Annotated in this window: 14 protein-coding genes and 1 pseudogene; all 15 read left to right on the forward strand. The window is 67.6% G+C overall.

What is annotated here, in order from left to right; genetic code table 11:
• Positions 1 to 435: 435 nt before the first annotated feature.
• The 15 genes and pseudogenes from BLU09_RS38995 (at position 436) to BLU09_RS37495 (ending at position 19299) form a co-directional block, all read left to right on the forward strand.
• The gene (locus tag BLU09_RS38995) at positions 436 to 615 is read left to right on the forward strand and encodes a helix-turn-helix transcriptional regulator (protein ID WP_147093045.1); all 180 of its coding nucleotides are present in this window, start codon (positions 436 to 438) and stop codon (positions 613 to 615) included.
• 165 nt (positions 616 to 780) lie between these two features.
• Positions 781 to 1482, forward strand: a complete 702-nt coding sequence (locus tag BLU09_RS37435; RefSeq protein ID WP_090495936.1) for a hypothetical protein — start codon at positions 781 to 783, stop codon at positions 1480 to 1482.
• Between the two features lie 10 nt (positions 1483 to 1492).
• Positions 1493 to 3337 carry a helix-turn-helix domain-containing protein gene (locus BLU09_RS39975; RefSeq protein ID WP_090495937.1) on the forward strand — a complete coding sequence of 615 codons (1845 nt, stop codon included), beginning with the start codon at positions 1493 to 1495 and terminating at the stop codon, positions 3335 to 3337.
• 80 nt (positions 3338 to 3417) lie between these two features.
• The gene (locus BLU09_RS37445) at positions 3418 to 5484 is read left to right on the forward strand and encodes a DNA polymerase (protein ID WP_090495938.1); all 2067 of its coding nucleotides are present in this window, start codon (positions 3418 to 3420) and stop codon (positions 5482 to 5484) included.
• Positions 5485 to 5498: 14 nt separating this feature from the next.
• Positions 5499 to 5924: a hypothetical protein gene (locus BLU09_RS37450; protein ID WP_143043274.1), complete on the forward strand. Its 426-nt coding sequence runs from the start codon at positions 5499 to 5501 to the stop codon at positions 5922 to 5924.
• A gap of 412 nt (positions 5925 to 6336) precedes the next feature.
• Positions 6337 to 6807, forward strand: a complete 471-nt coding sequence (locus tag BLU09_RS37455) for a hypothetical protein (RefSeq protein WP_143043275.1) — start codon at positions 6337 to 6339, stop codon at positions 6805 to 6807.
• 617 nt (positions 6808 to 7424) lie between these two features.
• On the forward strand, positions 7425 to 7595 hold the full coding sequence (locus BLU09_RS39000) for a hypothetical protein (protein ID WP_167371236.1): 171 nt from the start codon (positions 7425 to 7427) through the stop codon (positions 7593 to 7595).
• A 143-nt stretch (positions 7596 to 7738) separates the two neighbouring features.
• Positions 7739 to 8026 carry a hypothetical protein gene (locus tag BLU09_RS37460; protein WP_090495941.1) on the forward strand — a complete coding sequence of 96 codons (288 nt, stop codon included), beginning with the start codon at positions 7739 to 7741 and terminating at the stop codon, positions 8024 to 8026.
• A 59-nt stretch (positions 8027 to 8085) separates the two neighbouring features.
• Positions 8086 to 8457 (forward strand): annotated as a pseudogene (locus BLU09_RS37465) (DUF488 family protein); the annotation flags it as partial.
• Positions 8458 to 8737: 280 nt separating this feature from the next.
• Complete coding sequence (locus BLU09_RS37470) at positions 8738 to 8932, forward strand: helix-turn-helix domain-containing protein (RefSeq protein ID WP_090495942.1); 195 nt, start codon at positions 8738 to 8740, stop codon at positions 8930 to 8932.
• Between the two features lie 10 nt (positions 8933 to 8942).
• The gene (locus BLU09_RS37475) at positions 8943 to 10160 is read left to right on the forward strand and encodes a DNA cytosine methyltransferase (RefSeq protein WP_090495943.1); all 1218 of its coding nucleotides are present in this window, start codon (positions 8943 to 8945) and stop codon (positions 10158 to 10160) included.
• Between the two features lie 13 nt (positions 10161 to 10173).
• Entirely contained in the window at positions 10174 to 10563 is a 390-nt protein-coding gene (locus tag BLU09_RS37480) for a very short patch repair endonuclease (protein WP_244172414.1), read from the forward strand.
• Positions 10560 to 13670: a DISARM system SNF2-like helicase DrmD gene (drmD, locus tag BLU09_RS37485; protein ID WP_090495945.1), complete on the forward strand. Its 3111-nt coding sequence runs from the start codon at positions 10560 to 10562 to the stop codon at positions 13668 to 13670. Before BLU09_RS37480 ends, drmD begins: the two co-directional genes overlap by 4 nt.
• A complete protein-coding gene (locus tag BLU09_RS37490; protein WP_186818024.1) occupies positions 13667 to 17845 on the forward strand; it encodes an Eco57I restriction-modification methylase domain-containing protein in 4179 nt (1392 codons plus the stop codon). Before drmD ends, BLU09_RS37490 begins: the two co-directional genes overlap by 4 nt.
• Entirely contained in the window at positions 17842 to 19299 is a 1458-nt protein-coding gene (locus BLU09_RS37495; RefSeq protein WP_090495946.1) for an ATP-binding protein, read from the forward strand. Before BLU09_RS37490 ends, BLU09_RS37495 begins: the two co-directional genes overlap by 4 nt.
• The last annotated feature ends 2 nt before the right edge of the window (positions 19300 to 19301 follow it).

Below are 19301 nucleotides of genomic sequence, written 5' to 3' on the forward strand. Positions count from 1 at the left end.
CGACTACGAATCGCCCGCCAACTACGAAAAGAAGTACCGGGCTGCCGCCTGATGGCGATAGCCCGGGACACTCTGCGGAACCGGGGCAGCTTCAGGGCTTGGCGCCTACGGGACTTTGCCTTCGGCGCCGGCGTCTTCGGCTTGCGAGTCTTGGTGGCCACGGCTGGGACCCGGGTAGAGGTGGTTTCGTGCTGGGGCGACCTGTCTGGGCTCGTCGCGGCGGCTCGCCGAGCATCGAGGAGGTCGGGACCGGCACTGAACGAGCCTAGCCACTGTCGAGCCCATCGGCACCTCCTGCTTGGACGGAGAAGCCACCAGCGCGGACGCAGCACGTGGGCGACCCTGAAGCGAGTTGGGAAAACGCTGCAGGAGCGTGGGGCAAGGCCCGTCCGTACATATGTACCTCGCAAGGCCCGCGGGGCCGAGGAGGTCCGCATGGACGAGAAGGTTCGTTACGACGGCGCGGCGGTGATGACGGGGCTCAAGCGGCCCACCCTCTATGCCATGGTCAGCCGGAAGCAGATTCCGCACATCCGGCTCGGCCCGCGGCTCGTCGTCTTCTCCAGGGACGAGTTGGAGAAGTGGATGGCCGCGCGGCGGGTGGACGTCGACTGACAGCGCTCCTTCCCGAGCCCCACGAGCAGCATCCCCACTGACATTGCAGATGTCGCTGCGGAGCCGATCCGCTCAGCGGCGAGGAAGTACCCCGGGACGCGGCAAGGCGCCTCGGGTCGATGCACAGGACGTCCCACTCCAAATCCAAAAGGAAGCAACCCCACCATGAACGATGAAACGCTCATCCCCACTCAATCCGCCGCCACCAGCGACAACCCCGACTTCAGCGATGACGCCGACATGGCCCCGTCGTCGTTCTGGGATGACGACAGCTCGGTGGTGGCGCCGCAGCGCGTCTCCCGCCTGTGGCTGCGCCCGGGTGAGCCCGCCATCCTGCGCTACGTGACGCGTGAGCTCGTCAAGGCCCACGTCCACTTCGGCATCCAGGGGGCGGACGGCAAGAAGCTGACGGTCCGGTGCAACAAGGGGCCGGGCCAGGACTGCGCGCTGTGCCTCGGCGGCTTCCGTCCCACGGAGGTCTACCTGCTGCTCGTCTTCAACGTCGGCGAGGGAGATCTCACCGCCCTCACGCTCTACAAGGACGGGGGCGCGGGCAGCCTGCGCACGCAGCTCACCCCGATCATCAAGCGCCCGGACTACCTCAATGTCATCATCCAGGTGACCAAGGTTGCCCAGCGCCACGAGGTGCGGCTCCTCGAGGTGGTGGACCCGAGCAAGCCGCGCTCGGACGGCGTGGACTACGGCGACGCGGTGCTGCGCGACATCTACGCCCGTGGGCTGCCCACCGCCGAGGACGTGCTCGCCACGCTCGAGGTCCGGGACAACCAGCTGCTGCTCGAGGACGTCGTGGGCCTCAAGCGCAAGGTGCAGCTGCTCAACCCGGGCGTCGAGCTCGCGATCCTGTAGCCAAGGCGTGATGCGCACCGCGAAGAACAACATCCGCTGGGTCCGCAGCGATGCGGGCTTGGCGGGCTTCCGGAAGGATGCGCTCGACGAGGGGCGCGCCCTGAAGGCGCTCTCCAACCATCAGTTCGTCCTGCTCAACGTGGACCCCGGGGTCGGAAAGAGCCACCTCATCGACCGGCTCGTGGCGCGCCTGCGTCGGGGTGACGAGTACGACCTCGTCGTCTATCTCACCCCTCAGAAGGGGACCCTGGCCGAGCGACCCTTCGTGCGCGAGTACCAGGCGCTGACGGAGGAGGAGCGCGCGGTCAGCGACATAGTGGTGCTTGAGGGCCGGCCCCGGGAGCGCTGTGGAAGCCGGGATGCAGAGTGGCGCAAGCTGGAGCAGGTGGGGTGCGCTTCGCTGGGGCGCACGTTGCTGTGCGCGGCGTGTCCGGAGCGCTCGCGTTGCTCGTGGGTGGAGCAGCTCTCCAAGAAGGCGCTGGAGGGCAAGCGCGTGGTGGCCGGCACCCAGGCCTACCTCATCCAGGCGCCCCGGTTCATCCGGATGCTCAAGCGCCTGACGGGGGCCCGGCGGGTGCTCGTCATCCTCGACGAGTCCACCTTCCTCGACAGCCCGCTGCGGGGCTACCTGAAGGACGCCGACCTCCAGCGCAACCTGCTCGCGGTGGCCGAGGTGCAGGCGGGCGCGGGCGGGAAACGGAAGGCGCTGGCGGCTTGGTCGGCGGCCCTCACGCAGATGCTCGAAGCGGGTGACGGCGCGGACAGCATGCAGCGGCTCCCCCGGTTGAACCGGAAGCTCGCCGCCGCCATTCAGGAGGCAGGCCTGCGACGGTGGCCGGGGGCCTTCAAGTACCTGGGCTTTGAGATCGAGGCGCTCAACCACGCCTCCTGGTGGCGCACCAATGACGGCGTTGGCTACATCCGCCGGCCGGAGCTGCGGGGCGCCGACGTCTTCACCACGGCGGCGGGGATCCCCTTGGAGCTCGCATGTCAGCGGCTCGGCGAGCCCAACCTCCAGGAACTCTGCCCGGCCGTGCGCTTCCTGCACGAGGGGACCCAGCTCTACAACCTCAAGAGCCATCTCGGGGCGGCCACCTACTATCCGAAGAACGCCAGCCAGATCCTCTTCGCCAGCGCCCAGCTCATCGGCAAGTTCGCGGGGGAGGGCAAGCGGGTGCTCGCGGTGGTGAAGAAGCGCTTCGCCAAGAAGACCGCCACCGTGCTGGAGGGCTACTTGCGGGAGGTGACGGGCGCTCCTTTCCGGGTGGTCGTCAACCCCGGGCAAGCGGACATCCAGGATGGTCACGTGGTGCCCCTCATCACCTACGGGGCGGTGGGCAGCAACGCGTTCGAGCACTTCGACGTCGCCCTCGCGCTCTCCTCCTACAACGCGCGACCGGACTTGGTGGAGGCGCGGCTCAACGACGTCCACCATCCCCAGGAAGAGGTGCGCCTGGGCGTCACGTCCCACGCGGGCCAGCGGGTGGTGCGGGCCAAGGGGTACTTCGCGCGCCAGCAGGGCTTCGACGTCCTGGCCCAGAAGTACCAGGTACACCTGGAGGCGGGCTGGGCGGCGCAGGCGTTGGGGCGGGTGCGCTTCGCCACCCGGCCGCGCACCGTCGTCTTCTTCCAACCCGGGGGCGTGCCGTACGAGGACGTGAAGGAGTTCGGCAGCCTCAAGGCGCTACGCGAGCACTTCGGTCTTCTCACCCGGAGGGAGTGGGAGGCGAGGCGGGTGGCCGCGAAGGCCACGGCGTTGGGTGAGGCGGGCAAGAGCCGCGCCGAGGTGGCGGCGGCGCTCGGGGTGAGCGAGCGCACGGTGTCCCGCCGGTGGGCGCGCCTCCGGCAGGGGTGACACGAGTCCTATCAATAGATCTCTAGAAAGGGTTCGTGTCACCCCCGGGGGGACCGGCCCATGGTGGAGAAGTCGCGGTCATGTTCGACAAGGAGTTGAAGGAGCGGCTGGAGAAGATGGGCAAGCCAGAGCCGGTGGAGGCCAGGGCGCGTCCCCGTCTGTCCATTCCGGCCCTCTCCGGCGCGGTCCAGTCGGTCGTATCCGAAGCGGACGCGGAGACGATGGCCGCGCGGTTGATGCGGCTCCCGGTCTCGTTCCTGGCGCTCGAGGTCCTTCCTCGTGAAGCCGGACACTTCGGTGGGCCGGCGGCCGGCTCCTCGGTCCCGCCGTCCCTGGCGATGGGGCTGGTGGCGGTCGTGCCCGACGCGGCGACAGGTCGGCTCCTCGCCGTTCGGTATGCCCTGGACGTGCGCGCCCATGGCGTTGCGGCGAACCTCAAGAGGGTGCTCGGAATGCCGGTGCGCCTAGTGGTGCACTGTCTCGCGACGGCCTTTCTGGCGCTCCGCTCGCTGGACATTGCATGGCCCCGGGCGGCCTTCTCGACGCAGCTCGCGGCCCGGCTCCTCACGCTGGGGCGGCACCACGTGCGTTACGAGGCCGATTCGGGAGCCGCGGACGACGAGGAGGCGGACGCTCGTGCGAAGGACAAGCGAGCTGGCGCCGTCGACCTGCTCCATCTGGCGTGTCCGCACGGTGTGGCCGTCCCGCCGGCGGTGAATCTGGACGGGGTCCGCGAGCGCCTCCTTGGCGCAGGTCCTGGTGCGCCCCTGTCCGCTCAAGACGTGCAGGCCCTCACGGCGTCTGCCTGCGCCGTTGCGGGCCTCCACCTGCCGCTCCGAACGGCTCTCGCCGCGGCGGGGCTGGATTGGCACTACGACAACGTGGAGTTGCCGGGGGCGGTAGCCCTCGCCGAGGTGCAGCGCCAGGGCGTCACCGTCAGCTCTGAGCGCATTCAACTCGCTCAGAAGGCGGCCGAGAGGGCGGTCAGCGAGTACGCGGCTCAATTGACCAGCTACGGCGTCACCCGGCCGCGCAGCATGGAGGACCGTCGCCACGCCCTCCACCGCCTGGATCTGCTCCATCACTTCAAGCGCGAGGGCACGGCGAGCGGCTACTCCTTCGACGAGGACGCCCTGGAGCTCTGCCGCGATGTTCACCCGGTGGTGGACCTCCTCTACCGCTTCGACCGATTCAGCCATATCGTGGACGAACGGCTGTTCGCTGGCGATTTCACCGCGAGCGACGGACGCATCCATCCCCGGGTGCACGTGCTCGGGGCCGAATCAGGCCGGCCGACCTTCAAGGACGGCAACCTCGTCGGCGTGGGACGCATCTTCCGGCCCGTCGTCCGGCCGGACGGGGACGGCTTCGGCCTCGTGGAGCTCGACTACAAGGCTCAGGAGGTCTTCATCGCCGCCGCGCACTTCGGGGACGACGTCCTGCTGGCGGACTGCAACAGCGGGGACCCCTACGTCCGCATGGTCCGGGAGTTGTGCTCCACGGAGTTCGCGCCCGAGGAGGCCAAGCAGGATGACGAGTCGCTCGCGCGCGCGCATCCGGACCTGCGTACCCGAATGAAGCTCCTGGTCCTGGCGATGATGTACGGCATGACGGACGCGTCCATTGCCGCCCAGGCCGGGACGGACCTCACCGGGGCGCAACGGCTCCGGGAGCGGTTCTTCCAGCGCTACAGCGCGCTCAAGACGGGCATGGACCGCGCCGTCGAGCAGCTCGCAGTGCGCGGCTACGCCGAGGGCATCACCGGCCTCAAGCGTTTCCGGGGCAAGACTGGCCCGATCTCCGGCTGGGAGCGGCGATGGGCCATCAACACCGTCATCCAGGGCGGCGGGGCGTGCATCCTCAAGCGGCTCCTGCCGCGCTTGGCGGCGTACCTCGGGCGGCTCGGTGGCCGCGTGGTGCTGCCCATCTTCGATGCCGTGCTCATCCAGATCCCGCTGGTCGACGGCAAGGTGCCCTCCGGCATCGTGGACGGAGCGCGTGGGCTCATGGTGGAGGCCATGCGCGAGCTGTACCCGGCCACCCGACCGCGCGTGGACGTGAACGACGCCGACCCGAGCTGCTGGAACAAGGACGGGCACAGCAACTCCATCGAGCGCTTCCTGGCAGACCCGATGTTCAAGCTGTGAGCGAGGCTCGCACCATGCGCAACTTCATTGAAACCATCCCAGCGACTGGCGACGGCTACTGCCGCGTCTGCGACCACCCGTACTCGAAGCTCTTGCCCGACGAGGAGAAGGCTCATCGCGTCTACCACCGCCGCTATCTCCGAGCCGTTGATGGCGTCGGGGCGCCGGTCCCACGTTACGTGCGCCAGGAGATGACTCACGAGGGCCTCCGGAAGATGCGGCATGGGGAAACGCTCGAAGAGCGCGTGGAAGGGGCCGAGCTGTGGCTGCGGGCGCGCCACCACGACCACCTGGAGCAGGTGCTCCGCGACGGCAGCGAGCGCCTGGACGTCAGAGCCTTCTTCACGCGCATGGAGGAGGACGGTCTCGAGGGGCGCTTCGCCGACGACGTCGCTCGAGAGCTGCGGCGCCGGTACTCGGATAACTGGACCGGGTACTAGCCGAGGCCGCCCCTGGAAGGCCCGGGCGCGCTGTGAAGCCCTGCGTCGGCGACCGCGTCGCCCGGTGCTTCTCGCTGTCCCCTCTGCTATCCCCACCTTGGCCATCACGAACCCGCGGCTGAGAGCGGCACATCTGTCACATGTTCAAAAAAGTCTGAGGATTCAGTGGCTTACGCCCGTCTGTCGTGCTCGGTGGCGAGTACTTGAAAGTCCTCATCCCCCGAGGTTTCGCGGTGATTTGTAGGGAATAGCCATGGCGGCCCTGATTGGGGCACGCGTCCTCGCCGCACACCACGTCCCCCTCGTGCGCGCGAGAGCCCTTCCGGCTGGCGTAGACGGCGGAGCGGCGGTTTCCGGAGGCATGAGCACCGCCACACGCTTTCACGCACGTTGTCTGTCCTAATATTCTGGGATGAAACCGAAGACCGTGGAGTCCATCCCAGCCATCTCCAACGTCCACGAGCTGCCGGTCGTCCGTCCATCCGCGCGCGCTGCGGAAACGACGCCTCGGCTGGCGCTCTCGCCTGTCGAGACTGCGTCCGTGACGCAGCTCCTGGCCGGTGGCGAGGAGGCCATGCTCGACCACGTCCGTGCTCGGGCAGGAGCCTTCGCCTCGGCAGACGGCGACGGGGTGCGCTTGCGCTCCTTGGCCCGGTCTGCGGCCCTTGCGGAGGCCCAGATGGGGCAGATGTCGGCACTGCTTTCCGCGGCCCTAGCTCAGCGGGATGAGCTCGGCGCCAAGCTGCTGGACAAACTCCTCACGAGCGCCACCAAGCGCTTCACGATGCTGATGGATGAGCTACGTGCGGAACGCCAAGGCGGCCGGCGCAGCGTGCTAGTGGTGGGCGCCGCGCAGCACGTCCACGTGGGGGCAGGGGAGTGATGGCCATGGACGGGGCCGGCTCTACCCCTCGTCCGCGCCGGCCCCGTCGGCAGGTGTGGTACCGCAGCGGCCTGGTTCGTGTTTCCATTGCCGGCCTTCGCGGCCGCTTCACGCCCCAGCGCTACCGGAGGCTTTCGACGGTGCAGCTTGAGCACGCCGGACACCTCGTCGAGCTCCGCATCATTCAGCAACCCTGTCCTGGCGCGTACGGTGGCATCCGTCGATGGCTCCTCTGCCCGCGGTGCGGTGGCCGGGCGCAGACGGTCGGGTGCCACCCGGAACTCGGCTGGGCGTGTCCGGCTCTGAGGTGTGTGGGTGGCTGGAAGGGGAGGACGCGGCGGAAACTAGCCGGCCCGGAGGACGGTGAGCTGGTGGGCGATTCTGCTATCCGCTGAGGTGGACGACTCCTGCGCAGGCGCGGGCGCAACCGGCGCCGCGTAGGCGTCCTTCGATGCCGCCTATGCCCATGGATCGGGAAGGAACCTCAGAGGACGTGCAGTTTACGCGGTAAAGAATGCACCCCGGCGGGGCGACTTCATCGACGTGACGAGGTGGGACAGGCGCGTTGCCGGGCGAGCGACTTCGCCTTTCTGTGGTGCGGGCGCTGCCATGGAAGGGTGCGCGAACACGACATCCTTGCCGCGGTGCTACTCGAGCACGTCTCCCGGCGGCTCGACTTCCGGGACTTCGTCACGCGGATGGACGTGAGCGGCACGCTGGACGACAAGTATGAGAAGGACGTGGCCGTCGAGCTGCGGTATCGCTACTCCGACCGCCCGCGAAGGTGACCAAGCGAGCGCATAGACCCTGCTGGAGAGGACGGACTGCGGCTTACGTAGGGGGAGATAGGGCCAGCGTCGTGGCGAGGTCTTCCTCAAGACTCCTCTATTCCCGCTTTGGGCTCACCTGCCGACCGACGCACGTAGCTCGAATGCTCGCCCTCGCGCACCACCTGCAGGACGCCATCGACCGAGGACTCGTTGCCGACCGGGCCGACGTGGCGCGGAAGCTGGGGCTCACGCGGGCGCGGGTGACCCAGCTCCTCGACCTCTTGCTCCTGGCGCCCGAGCTTCAAGACGCCGTGCTGGCGCTCGAAGCCGTCGACGGCGCCGAGCCGATGGCCGAGCGCACCCTCCGGGAGGTGGCCCATACGGGCACGTGGGCCGAGTGGCGGGCGGCGTGGGCGGGGCTCGCGACCCGCGATACGAAGAGGGCATGACGACGGCGCCAGCGCTCTTCACCATCGGCTAAGAGGGCCGCACGCAGGACGAGTACCTCGGGCTCCTGCGCGAGGCGGGCGTGACGCTGCTCGCCGACGTTCGCCGCAACCCGATCAGCCGCCAGAAGGGCTTCTCGAAGAACCCACTGGTGTAGGGCTGCGCGGCCGTCAGCATCCGCTACGAGCACCTGTTCGAACTCAGCATCGCCTCGGAGAAGCGCAAAGGCCTCAAGACACAGGCCGACGTCGACGCGCTCTTCGCGGAATACGAGCGCGACTGGCTCCCGCAGCAGGGGCCCGCGCTGGCGAAGCTCTGGGCGTGGCTCGACGCGGGCGAGCGGGTGGCGCTGACGCGCTTTGAGCGCGCGCCGGGCAACTGCCACCAGGACTGCGTGGCCGTGGCGCTCGCTATGGACGCGATGCACCTCTGACACTACCATTGACTGTCCCGCACCGCGACGATCGCCGGGCTTTGCAGGGGCATGTCCACCATCAATGCCCCGCCGCCCTGGTCCTACCGTTCCCCGAGATCGCCACCCCGCGAGGCGCGGCGGCCGACGAGATGCCGCCGTTCTGCCCTGATCCCACGAGGCCCGACGAGATCGGGCGAGATCCCACGGAGTCCGTTGATTTCGAGGGTCTACGCTCGGTATCCTCCGGCCGCTTCGAGGCCGGCGCGTCGGCTGAGGGGCCCCGAGAGGGAGACCCAAGATGGACGATCGATGGCTCTCAGTCGGCGAGATCGCCGAGTACCTCGGGATCAGCAAGGACAGCGTGTACGCATGGATCGAGAAGAAAGGACTGCCAGGACATCGCATCGGACGCCTCTGGAAGTTCAAGCGGTCCGAGGTCGACGAGTGGGTCCACAAAGGAAAGGCCGCTGACGCGCAGCGAGACGACGAGTGAGGTAACCGGGATGGCGAAGAAGGCTTCCACCACGACGACGAAAGGACGGACCACGCGGCCCGAAGATGATGTCGTGTGCGTGGACCTTTTCTGCGGAGCGGGGGGCCTCACGCATGGTCTTCGGCAAGCGGGAGTGAACGTCGTCGCAGGCGTCGACTTCGACGAGTCGTGCAAGTACCCCTACGAGGAAAACCACAAGGGCATCACGTTCCACGCTGGCGACGTCGCCGAGCTCGATGCCTCGACGGTCAGTAAGTGGTTCGGCGATGCGACGGTTCGCGTCCTCGCTGGCTGCGCGCCCTGCCAGCCGTTCTCGAATTACGCCCTCCGCTACCAGAAAGAGGAGAAGGTCGAGGACGACAAGCGGTGGAGCCTCCTCAACCATTTCGGTGAACTCGTCGAGAAGCTGATGCCCGAAATCGTCACGATGGAGAACGTTCCCACCGTGACGAAGCACGAGGTGTTCAAGAACTTCGAGCGCAAGCTCAAGTCGCTCGGGTACATGGTGTGGTTCGACGACAACGTCGACTGCGCGAAGTACGGTCTTCCTCAGCGCCGACATCGCACCGTGCTGCTCGCGTCCCTCTACGGCGAGATCAAGCTGCGCGATCCGGTGGCGACCGAGGCGAGGACTGTTCGGGACGTCCTCAAGAACAAGGACCTCGAGCCGATCCGGCACGGTGGCGCGAGCAAGAAGGACCGGCTGCACACCGCTTCGCATCTCTCCGACCTGAACTACAAGCGCATCACGGTCTCGAGGCCGGGAGGCACGTGGCGCGACTGGCCCGAAGAGCTGATCGCCGACTGCCACAAGAAGAAGACCGGCAAGACGTACCCGGGCGTGTACGGCCGCATGACGTGGGATGAGCCTGCGCCGACGCTGACGACCCAGTTCTATGGCTTCGGCAACGGGCGCTTCGGCCATCCCACCCAGCGGCGCGGTCTCTCGCTGCGCGAAGGCGCCATCCTTCAGGGCTTTCCGAAGGACTACAAATTCATCCCCGACGACCAGCCCATCCAGTTCAAGGCGCTGGGCCGCATGATCGGCAACGCGGTGCCCGTCGATCTCGGGCGCGTCATCGGCGAGAGCATCATTGAGCACGTCAAGCAGCACGGCGAGAGCATCGTCGCGCGCGCCAACCAGCAGCACGTCGACCGGCCCCCGTCGGCGAAACAACGAAGGGGGCAGAATGGCCGCGAGCAGCAGGGCAGTTCCTTCGTCCGCTGAAGCGCGGCGCCGCATGCAGAGCGTTCGGCAGAAGAACACGTCTGCCGAGTTCGCCCTGCGCCGCGAGCTGCACGCGCGCGGCCTCCGTTACCGCATCCACGTACCCGTCCTGACCAAGCCCCGCCGGGTCGCCGACCTCGCGTTCAGCGGCCTCCGCGTGGCCGTCTTCGTCGACGGTTGCTTCTGGCACGGCTGCCCGCAACACGCGACGTGGCCCAAGCAGAACGCCGAGTTCTGGCGCGCGAAGATCCTCGCGAACCAGCAGCGTGACCGCGACACCGACGAGCGTCTGCGTGCGGAGGGCTGGAAGGTCGTGCGCGTGTGGGCACACGAGCCGGCCGAACGCGCAGCAACAAAGGTCGCGACGGTCGTCGAGAAGCGCCGGGAGAAGCTTCGAGCATGACCACGTCCGTCGCGACCGAGACCTCCGTGCTCTCTTCGACCGAGCCCGAACCCGGCCAGCTCGTCGAGGTGCGCCGTCGCCAGTGGATCGTCTCCGACGTCGACGCGTCGGCGGTGTCGCCCGAGCTGCCGAAGCGCAACCTCGTGAAGCTTGCGTCGATCGACGAGGACGCGCTCGGTGAGGAGATCGAGGTCCTGTGGGAGCTCGAGCCCGGTGCGCACGTCATTGAGCGCGCGGGCCTGCCTACGCTCTCGGCTCGCGACGACCCGTCCAAGCTAGAAGCCTTCCTCGACGCTGTTCGCTGGGGCGCGGCGACCAACGCCGATCGCGGCTACCTCCAAGCACCCTTCCGCAGCGGCGTGAGCATAGAGGACTACCAGCTCGACCCGCTCGTGCGCGCGATCGACATGGCGCGCACGAACCTGCTGATCGCCGACGACGTCGGCCTCGGCAAGACTATCGAGGCCGGGCTCGTCATCCAGGAGATGCTCCTGCGCCACCGCGCGCGGACCATCCTCGTGCTCTGCCCGTCGTCGCTGCAGGAGAAGTGGCGCAGCGAGATGGCCGAAAAGTTCGGCCTTGAGTTCCGCATCGTCGACACCGACTCGGTGAAGCGCTCGCGCCGCGAACGCGGGTTGCACGCCAACCCGTGGACCTCGTTCCCGAGGCTCATCGCCTCCATCGACTGGGCAAAGCAGGGCGAAGGCATCCGTCTCCTGCGCGACGTGCTCCCGCCGCAGCCGACGTTCCCGCGTCGCTTCGACATGCTCGTCGTCGACGAGGCCCACAACGTTGCGCCCACCGTCGGCAAGTACGCCGTCGAGAGTCTGCGCACGCGCCTCGTCCGGCTGCTCGCGCCTCACTTCCAGCACAAGCTCTTCCTCACGGCGACGCCGCACGACGGCTACACCGAGTCGTTCACCGCGCTCCTCGAGCTGCTCGACGACCAGCGCTTCTCGCGCAACATCCTGCCGCCCGAAGATCAGCTCGCGCGCGTGATGGTGCGCCGCCTGAAGAGCGACCTCGTCGACGCCAAGGGCAAGAAGCTCTACCCCGTACGGCGGCTCGAAGCGTTGACCGTCGAGTACACTGCCGAGGAGCGCGAGGCGCGAGAGCTCCTCGAACAGTACATCACCAGCCGCGAGAAGCAGGACGAGCGTGAGGGGGGGGCGTCGCACTTCGTCCACCAGCTCCTGCGCAAGCGGCTCGCGTCGTCGCCTGCCGCGTTCGCGTCGACGCTCGCCCGCCACACCGCGACCATCAAGGGCAAGGGCGAGGCGCGTCGCACCTCGGGGCTCGACGAGCGCATCCTCCGGCGCGCGATCGCCAAGACCGAAGAGGACTACGCCGACGACGACACGCGCGAGTCCGCCGAGGCCGAGGCCATCGAAGAGGCGAGCCGTCGCCTGCGCCCGCTGTCAGCCGACGAGGAGAAGCTCCTCGGCCGTCTGCGCTCGTGGGCAGAGCAGGCCAGCCACCGGCCCGACTCGAAGGCCGAAGCGCTCATCCGCTGGCTCGACGTGAACCTGCGTCCGAAGGGGCAATGGTCGAACGCGCGCGTCATCCTCTTCACCGAGTACCGCGCGACGCAGAAGTCGCTGCACGAGATCCTCGCCAGCCACGACTTCGGCGGCGACCGCCTCGCGCTGCTCTTCGGCGGCATGGACCCGAAGGAGCGAGAGAGTATCAAGGCGGCGTTCCAGGCCGACCCGCGCGAGTCGCCCGTGCGCATCCTGCTCGCGACCGACGCGGCCTCGGAAGGCATCGACCTGCAGAACCACTGCAACCTGCTGGTCCACGTCGAGATCCCCTACAACCCGAACGTGATGGAGCAGCGAAACGGCCGTGTCGACCGTCACGGGCAGAAGCAGAGCGAGGTCGTCATCTGGCACCCCGTCGACGCGAGCGGCGGGCACGGCGACGACATCCTGCGCGCACTCCGCAAGCTCGACGCCATGCGCGCCGACATGGGCAGCGTGAACCCGGTCATCGCCCCGCAGTTGCCGGCGCTGCTTGAGGGCCGCCGCCGCGAGCTCGACACCGGCCTCGCCGAGAAACGCATTGAGCGTGCCCGCCGCTACGTGAAGGCTGAGCGCGAGCTACGCGAGCGCATCGCCAAACTGCACGAGCGGCTCACCACGACGCGCAGCGAACAGCACCTCACGCCCGACCGCATTGAGCGCGTGGTGCGCGTCGCCCTCGCGCTCACCGACAAGCCGGACCTCACGCCCGCGAAACTCGCCGACCTCCCGGGCGCGCACGTGTTCCAGATGCCCGCCCTCGCGGGCTCATGGTCGCGGTGCCTCGACGGGCTTGAGCACCCGTACACCAAGCGCATCCGCCCCATCACCTTCGACCACGAGGTCGCTAAGGGGCGCGACGATGTCGTGCTCGTCCACCTGAACCACCCGCTCGTGCAGATGAGCCTTCGCCTCTTGCGCGCTGAGGTGTGGGCCCGCGACGACGTGAAGAAGCTCAATCGCGTCACGGTGCGCACGCTGCCCGACGCGAAGCTTGATGGCCCCGCCGTGGCCGTCGTGTCTCGCCTCGTCATCACCGGCGGCAACCACCATCGCCTCCACGAGGAGCTGACCGAGGCGGGCGGCTACCTGCGCGACGCGGGCTTCAAGCGCGAGGACGGCATCACCAAGCTGCGTGACTGGCTCGACTCGTCGATGCCGGGGACCATCGACGACTCGCTCTTCGACGCCCTGCGCACCCGCTTCCAGAAGCACACCGAGGCCGTCCTGAGCGCCGTCAGCACGCGTTCGAAGGACCGCCTCAAAGTGCTCGGCGGGACGCTCGAGACGCGCAAGCGCCGCGAGATCGAGGACATGACCCAGCTCCTCGACGACCTCGCGAAAAACCTTGAGGCCGAGCTGAACAAGGAGGAGCCGAAGCAGCTCTCGCTCTTCTCCGAGGACGAGCGCACGCAGCTCCGGCGCGATCGGCTCGCCCTCGAGGCGCGCCTACGCCGCATTCCCGAGGAGCGCGAACGCGAGCGCCTCGCCATCGAAGAGCGCCACACAGGGCTCGTCGACCACACGTTCCCCGTCTCGGTGATCCTCCTGGTGCCCGAGTCGCTGGCCACACGGAGGAAGTCGTGAGCGCCAAGCACGAGTGGTTGAACCTGCTCGAGGTCTCGGGTCCGTTCCTCGCGGTGCCAGTGCTCCGCGAGGTGTTCCCGCAGGGGCTCGAAGAGCTGGACACCTCGCGCGCTAGGCGGTTGCGCAGCGCCTACGAGGAGTGGCGCGATGCGGTGGACGCCGACGACGCCGATCTCGACAAACTGCACGCTGCCTGGCTTGATGAGGTCCTGCGCACCGCGCTTGAGGCCGACGACCAGTTGCTCAAGGACGGGAAGGCCGTTCCCGTGTCTGCTGTCGTCGAGCTACCGGAACACGACACGACGATCTCGCCCGAGTTCGTCTTGGTCGACCCGACGCACGGCGACGCGCCCACAGCGCCCATCCACGTCTTCCCGCCCGACACCGACCTCTCGGCGTCGATGAAGTTCGGTGGTCTCTCGTGTTCGCCCGGCGACCGCATGGTGCTGCACCTGCGCGCGCTGAACAAACCCTTCGGGCTCGTGACCAACGGCGAGCGCTGGATGCTCGTCCACGCGCCCACCGGCCAGGTGGCGACCTTCGCGAGCTGGTACGCGCGCATCTGGGGGCAGGAGCCGGTGACGCTGCGCGCTTTCGCGTCGTTGCTTGGCGTGCGCCGCTTCTTCGCGCCCGAGCAGGACCGGCTCCCGGCGCTCTTCGAGCGCTCGCTGAAGCACCAGGACGAGGTCACCGACGCCCTCGGTGACCAGGTTCGCCGCGCCATCGAGGTGCTGGTGCAGGCGCTGGACCGCGCTGACCAAGATCGCAATCGCGAGCTGCTCCGCGACGTGAAGCCTCAGGATCTGTACGAAGCCGGGCTCACCGTGATGATGCGGCTCGTGTTCCTCCTCGCCGCCGAGGAGCGTGGGCTCCTGCTCTTGGGCGAGCCCCGCTACGACTCGTTCTACGCGGTCTCGACGCTACGCATGCAGCTCCGTGCCGAGAGTGACGAGATCCTCGAGCGGCGGCGCGCGGCCTGGTCGCGCCTCTTGGCCGTGTTCCGCGCCGTCTTCGGCGGCATCGACCACCCGACGCTGCGACTGCCCGCGATGGGCGGCTCGCTCTTCGATCCCGACCGCTTCCCGTTCCTCGAAGGACGGCTGACGGGCACGTCGTGGCGGCAGCACCGCGCCGAGCCGCTACCCATCGACGACCGCACGGTGCTGCTGCTGCTCGAAGCCATCCAGACCCTCGAGGGGCGCACGCTCTCGTACCGCGCGCTCGACGTCGAGCAGATCGGCCACGTCTACGAGGGCCTGCTCGAACGCACCGTCGCGCGCGTAGAGGATGTGACGCTTGAGCTTGAGGCGGGCGCGCAGGCCAAGGACGCGCGCGTCACGCTCGGCGAGTTGGAGTCCAAGCGCCTCGGTGGCAAGGCGGCCGTCACGAGCCTGCTCGTCGAACGCTCGAAGCGTTCGCAGTCGGCCATCGAGAAAGAGCTGGCCGCCGAGGTCGAGCCGCAGCAAAGCGCGCGCCTGCTCTCCGCATGTCGCGGCGACGTGAAGCTCCGCGACCGACTCGAACCCTACGTGCGCCTGCTGCGCACCGATCCGTGGGGCTACCCGCTGGTCCACCCGAGGGGCGCGTTCGTCGTGGTGCTCGGCGCCGACCGGCGCGAGACGGGCACGCACTACACGCCCAAGAGCCTCACCGAGCGCATCGTCGAGGAGACGCTCACGCCCCTCGTCTACGACGGCCCCGCGAAGGGCGCGCCGCGCGCCGAGTGGAAGCTCAAGACGCCCGAACAACTCCTCGACTTCAAGATCTGCGATCCGGCGATGGGCTCAGGCGCGTTCCTCGTGCAGGCGTGCCGCTTCCTCAGCGCGCGCCTCGTCGAGGCGTGGGCCATCGAAGAGGCAGCGGGCCGCGTCGTCGACCTCACGGGCCAGGTCCACGAGCCGCGCACCAGCGTTGAGAGCATGCCGCCCGGCGTCGAGATGCGCGCCGAGAGCGCGCGACGCATCGTGGCCGAGCGCTGCCTCTACGGCGTCGACCAGAACCCGCTCGCCGTCGAGCTGGCGAAACTCTCGCTTTGGCTCGTGACGCTCTCGAAGGGCCGCCCCTTCGGCTTCCTCGACCACAACCTCCGTTGCGGCGACAGCTTGCTCGGCATCAGCCGCCTTGAGCAGCTCACGGAGCTGACACTCGACCCGTCGGCCACGCGCCAAGGCCGCCTCTTCGGCAAAGCCATCGAGCGGGCGGTCGCCGAGGCCATCGAGTTACGGCGCAAGTTGCACGAGATCCCCATCCGCGACATCCGCGACGTCGAGGCGATGGCCACGCTTGACGCAGATGCTCGCAAGAAGCTCAAGGCCGCCGAGTTCCTCGCGGACGCATTCATCGGCGTGGTATTCGCGGCTGATGGCGCGGAGGTCGTCGAGACGCGACTTGCCGCGCTCGCGGCGGACGCCGAACGCGTCGTGAAGGGCGAGGGTCGCGCGTCGGAGGCGCTGAGTGTGCGCTCCGCGAAGGACCTCACGAAGGACGCTGTCGACGGGAAGCCTCGACGCCCGTTCCACTGGCCAGTGGAGTTCCCGGACGTCTTCCAAGGCGCCTCACCGGGCTTCGATGCGATCGTGGGCAACCCTCCATTCCTCGGGGGAAAACGCATTACTGGCGTCACCGGCGACGCGTACCGCAACTGGCTCGTGGCCTATATCGCTGAGGGACGGCGCGGTTCGGCTGATCTCGTCGCCTACTTCTTCCTGCGTGCGTGGAAACTCCTGTGCGACGGCGGCGGCTTTGGCCTGCTCGCCGTCAACACCATTGCCGAGGGCGACACGCGCCAGGTGGGTCTCGAAGCGATGGTTGGCGCAGGCGCAACGATCCACGCGGCCTACCCGAACGAACCTTGGCCGGGGAAGGCCAACGTCGTCACGAGTCGCGTCCATGTCCGCAAAGGCGCATGGAACGGTGAGCGCTCGCTCCTCGGTCGATCGGTCCCATTCATTTCTGGGTATCTATCCGACCAAGAGGATTGGAGCCCCAAGCGACTGAAGGCCAGTGAGCGGATGGCATTTCAGGGTTCCGTTGTCGTTGGGATGGGGTTCGTTCTCACCACGGAAGAAGCAGCAAGCATGATGCGCGCCGACGAGAAGAACGTCGACGTCATTCTGCCGTACCTTAGTAACGACGACCTCAAGTCCGAGCCAACACAACGCCCCACTCGGTGGGTGATCAGCTTCTGGGATTGGCCCGAGGAGCGAGCCCGCGCCTACGAGAAGCCCTGGGCGTGGGTCGAAGAGAGGGTGAAGCCCGAGCGACAGCGCCGCGATGAGAGTGGCAAGTACGTTCTCAGAAAGCCGCTCCCCGACCGCTGGTGGCAGTACGGCGACAAACGTCCCGGCCTCTACCATGCGATTGGCCGTGGCCATCACTTCGAGCACCATCCCGAGGGCTGGCGCGCGGGTGTCAAGCGGCCGGAGCGTGTCCTTGTTGCTGGTCGGGTGGGGAAATACTTCAACCCATCCGTGGTGGATAACGACGTCATCTTCCACGAGAAGTGCGTCGTTTTCGCGGTGGATCAAGTCTTCGCGCACGCCGCGCTATTCAACTCGTCGCCGGTCGACGCGTGGGTGTGGAAGCACTCGTCCCGCATGAAGCTGGACCTCAACTTCTCGCCGTCGGATGCCGTTGAGCCGTTCCCCTTCTTGCCGCCAGATGTACTCAAGGGGGTCGACAAGATCGGGCACGAGTACCTGCGGGCACGACGCGAGGTGATGACCGACGCTGCGAGTCCCATCGGATTCACGAATCTCTACAACCGCTTTCACGACGCTGGCGACGTCGACCCTCGCATCGTGCGCCTACGCGAGATGCACCGCGAGATCGATGCAGTCGTCATGCGCGCCTACGGCTGGGACGAACTCGACCTCGGGCACGGCTACCACGAGCAGCCGAACCTCGCCGAGAACGACCGCGTTCGGTTCACGATCTCCGACGCCGCGCGAGCCGAGGTGCTTCGTCGCTTCGCGGAGCTGAACCGCCAGCGCTATGAGGAGGAGCAGGCGTCAACGCCTGCCACGAAGCCGCGCTCGTCGAAGGGGCGCGCGAAGTTCGAGCCCGCCGAGCAAGGCGCCCTCGCACTCGCCGAGGCACCCGCGCCCGTCACGACTTCGAAGACTAAGGCCACCGCCCCGGCGAAGAAGGCCAGCACACGGAGGACCAGCCGATGAAGCTGAGCACAGACACCGCGAAGGCGGTCCCGACCAAACAGTTCTTCGTGTCGATGCTGACGCGCGATATCAAGCTTGAGGACGCGATCCTCGACTTGATCGACAACTGCCTCGACGGTGCCCTGCGCCTTGGGAACGGCGGCAAGCCGAATTACGCCAAGTACTGGGTGAAGATCACGCTGGCGAAGGACCACTTCTCCATCGAGGACAACTGCGGCGGAATCCCTCGCGAGGTGGCGAAGAACTACGCGTTCAAGATGGGCCGAGAGCCCGACGACAACCGCGACTCCGACACCGAGACGATCGGCATGTACGGCGTCGGCATGAAGCGCGCGATCTTCAAGATGGGACGCAACGCGCTCGTGAAGACGCGCCACGGCAACGACACCTACGAGGTTCCGATTACAGCGAGGTGGCTCGACGCGACGAACTGGGACCCGCTGCCGATCAACGAACCCACCGAGGCGAAGGAGAAGCTCAAGGAGCCCGGGACCACCATCTACGTCAGCGATCTGAACGAGGGCGTCGCCAGGCACTTCGCCAACCCCGCCTTCGTGAACGAGGTGACCACGGCGATCTCGCAGCATTTCACGATGTTTCTCCAGTGGGGGTTCAAGATCGAAATCAACGGGCAGAGCGTGGCGCCCGTTCACGTCGAGGTGCTCGTCTCGCCGCGCGAGGATGGTCCGGCACCCTACGTCTTCCGCAAGACGACGGGCGACGTGACCGTGTCGATCACGGTCGGTCTCAACACCAGCCGTCGCTCCGAGGGCGACGACGATGACGCCGACGCGGACTTCTCGGGGCAGCGCGCGTCGGCCACGGCAGGGTGGACGGTCCTCTGCAACGACCGCGCGGTCATCGTCGGCGACAAGAGCCGCCTGACAGGCTGGGGCGACCTTCCGCTCGTCCCGCTCTATCACCCGCAGTTCGCGGTCATCACCGGCATCATTGAGTTCCGCGCAAAGGACGCGAAGAAGCTCCCGGTGACGACCACCAAGCGTGCGCTCGACGCGTCGTCGGAGCTCTGGCTCGAGTCCCTCGTGAAGATGAAGGAGGGGATGAGGGTCTGGATCTCGTACACGAACGACTGGAAGAACCACCCTCGCTCCGATCAGCAGAGCTACTGGCAGGACGCGCAGCCGCTTCCCCTCAGCAAGGCGATCGAGGCCGTCGCGTCGCGCAAAACGGCCAAGAAGTCGAGCACCAACGACGAGGCGGGTGAAGCCAGCGAGGTCGTCGAGTTCAATCCGAAGAAGAACAACGTCCTGCCGAAGCCCGAGGAGAAGAAGCCCTCGTCGAGAAAGATTGTCTTCTCGCGGCCTGCCGAGGAGGTACGGGCCGTCTCGAAGATGCTGTTCGACGATCCCGACGAGAAGCCCGGCACCGTCGGTGATGAGTGCTTCAAGATCCAGCTCGACCTGGCCAAGCCCTCCAAGAAGCGGAGGAGCTGAAC

It is taken from the genome of Myxococcus virescens (assembly GCF_900101905.1).
GTDB lineage: Bacteria > Myxococcota > Myxococcia > Myxococcales > Myxococcaceae > Myxococcus > Myxococcus virescens.

Coding starts and splice junctions, on each gene's coding strand:
- BLU09_RS38995 (WP_147093045.1), top strand. CDS start 436: ATGGACGAGAAGGTTCGTTACGACGGCGCGGCGGTGATGACGGGGCTC.
- BLU09_RS37450 (WP_143043274.1), top strand. CDS start 5,499: ATGCGCAACTTCATTGAAACCATCCCAGCGACTGGCGACGGCTACTGC.
- drmD (WP_090495945.1), top strand. CDS start 10,560: ATGACCACGTCCGTCGCGACCGAGACCTCCGTGCTCTCTTCGACCGAG.
- BLU09_RS37480 (WP_244172414.1), top strand. CDS start 10,174: ATGCAGAGCGTTCGGCAGAAGAACACGTCTGCCGAGTTCGCCCTGCGC.
- BLU09_RS37470 (WP_090495942.1), top strand. CDS start 8,738: ATGGACGATCGATGGCTCTCAGTCGGCGAGATCGCCGAGTACCTCGGG.
- BLU09_RS37435 (WP_090495936.1), top strand. CDS start 781: ATGAACGATGAAACGCTCATCCCCACTCAATCCGCCGCCACCAGCGAC.
- BLU09_RS37495 (WP_090495946.1), top strand. CDS start 17,842: ATGAAGCTGAGCACAGACACCGCGAAGGCGGTCCCGACCAAACAGTTC.
- BLU09_RS37475 (WP_090495943.1), top strand. CDS start 8,943: ATGGCGAAGAAGGCTTCCACCACGACGACGAAAGGACGGACCACGCGG.
- BLU09_RS37460 (WP_090495941.1), top strand. CDS start 7,739: ATGCTCGCCCTCGCGCACCACCTGCAGGACGCCATCGACCGAGGACTC.
- BLU09_RS37445 (WP_090495938.1), top strand. CDS start 3,418: ATGTTCGACAAGGAGTTGAAGGAGCGGCTGGAGAAGATGGGCAAGCCA.
- BLU09_RS39975 (WP_090495937.1), top strand. CDS start 1,493: ATGCGCACCGCGAAGAACAACATCCGCTGGGTCCGCAGCGATGCGGGC.
- BLU09_RS37455 (WP_143043275.1), top strand. CDS start 6,337: ATGAAACCGAAGACCGTGGAGTCCATCCCAGCCATCTCCAACGTCCAC.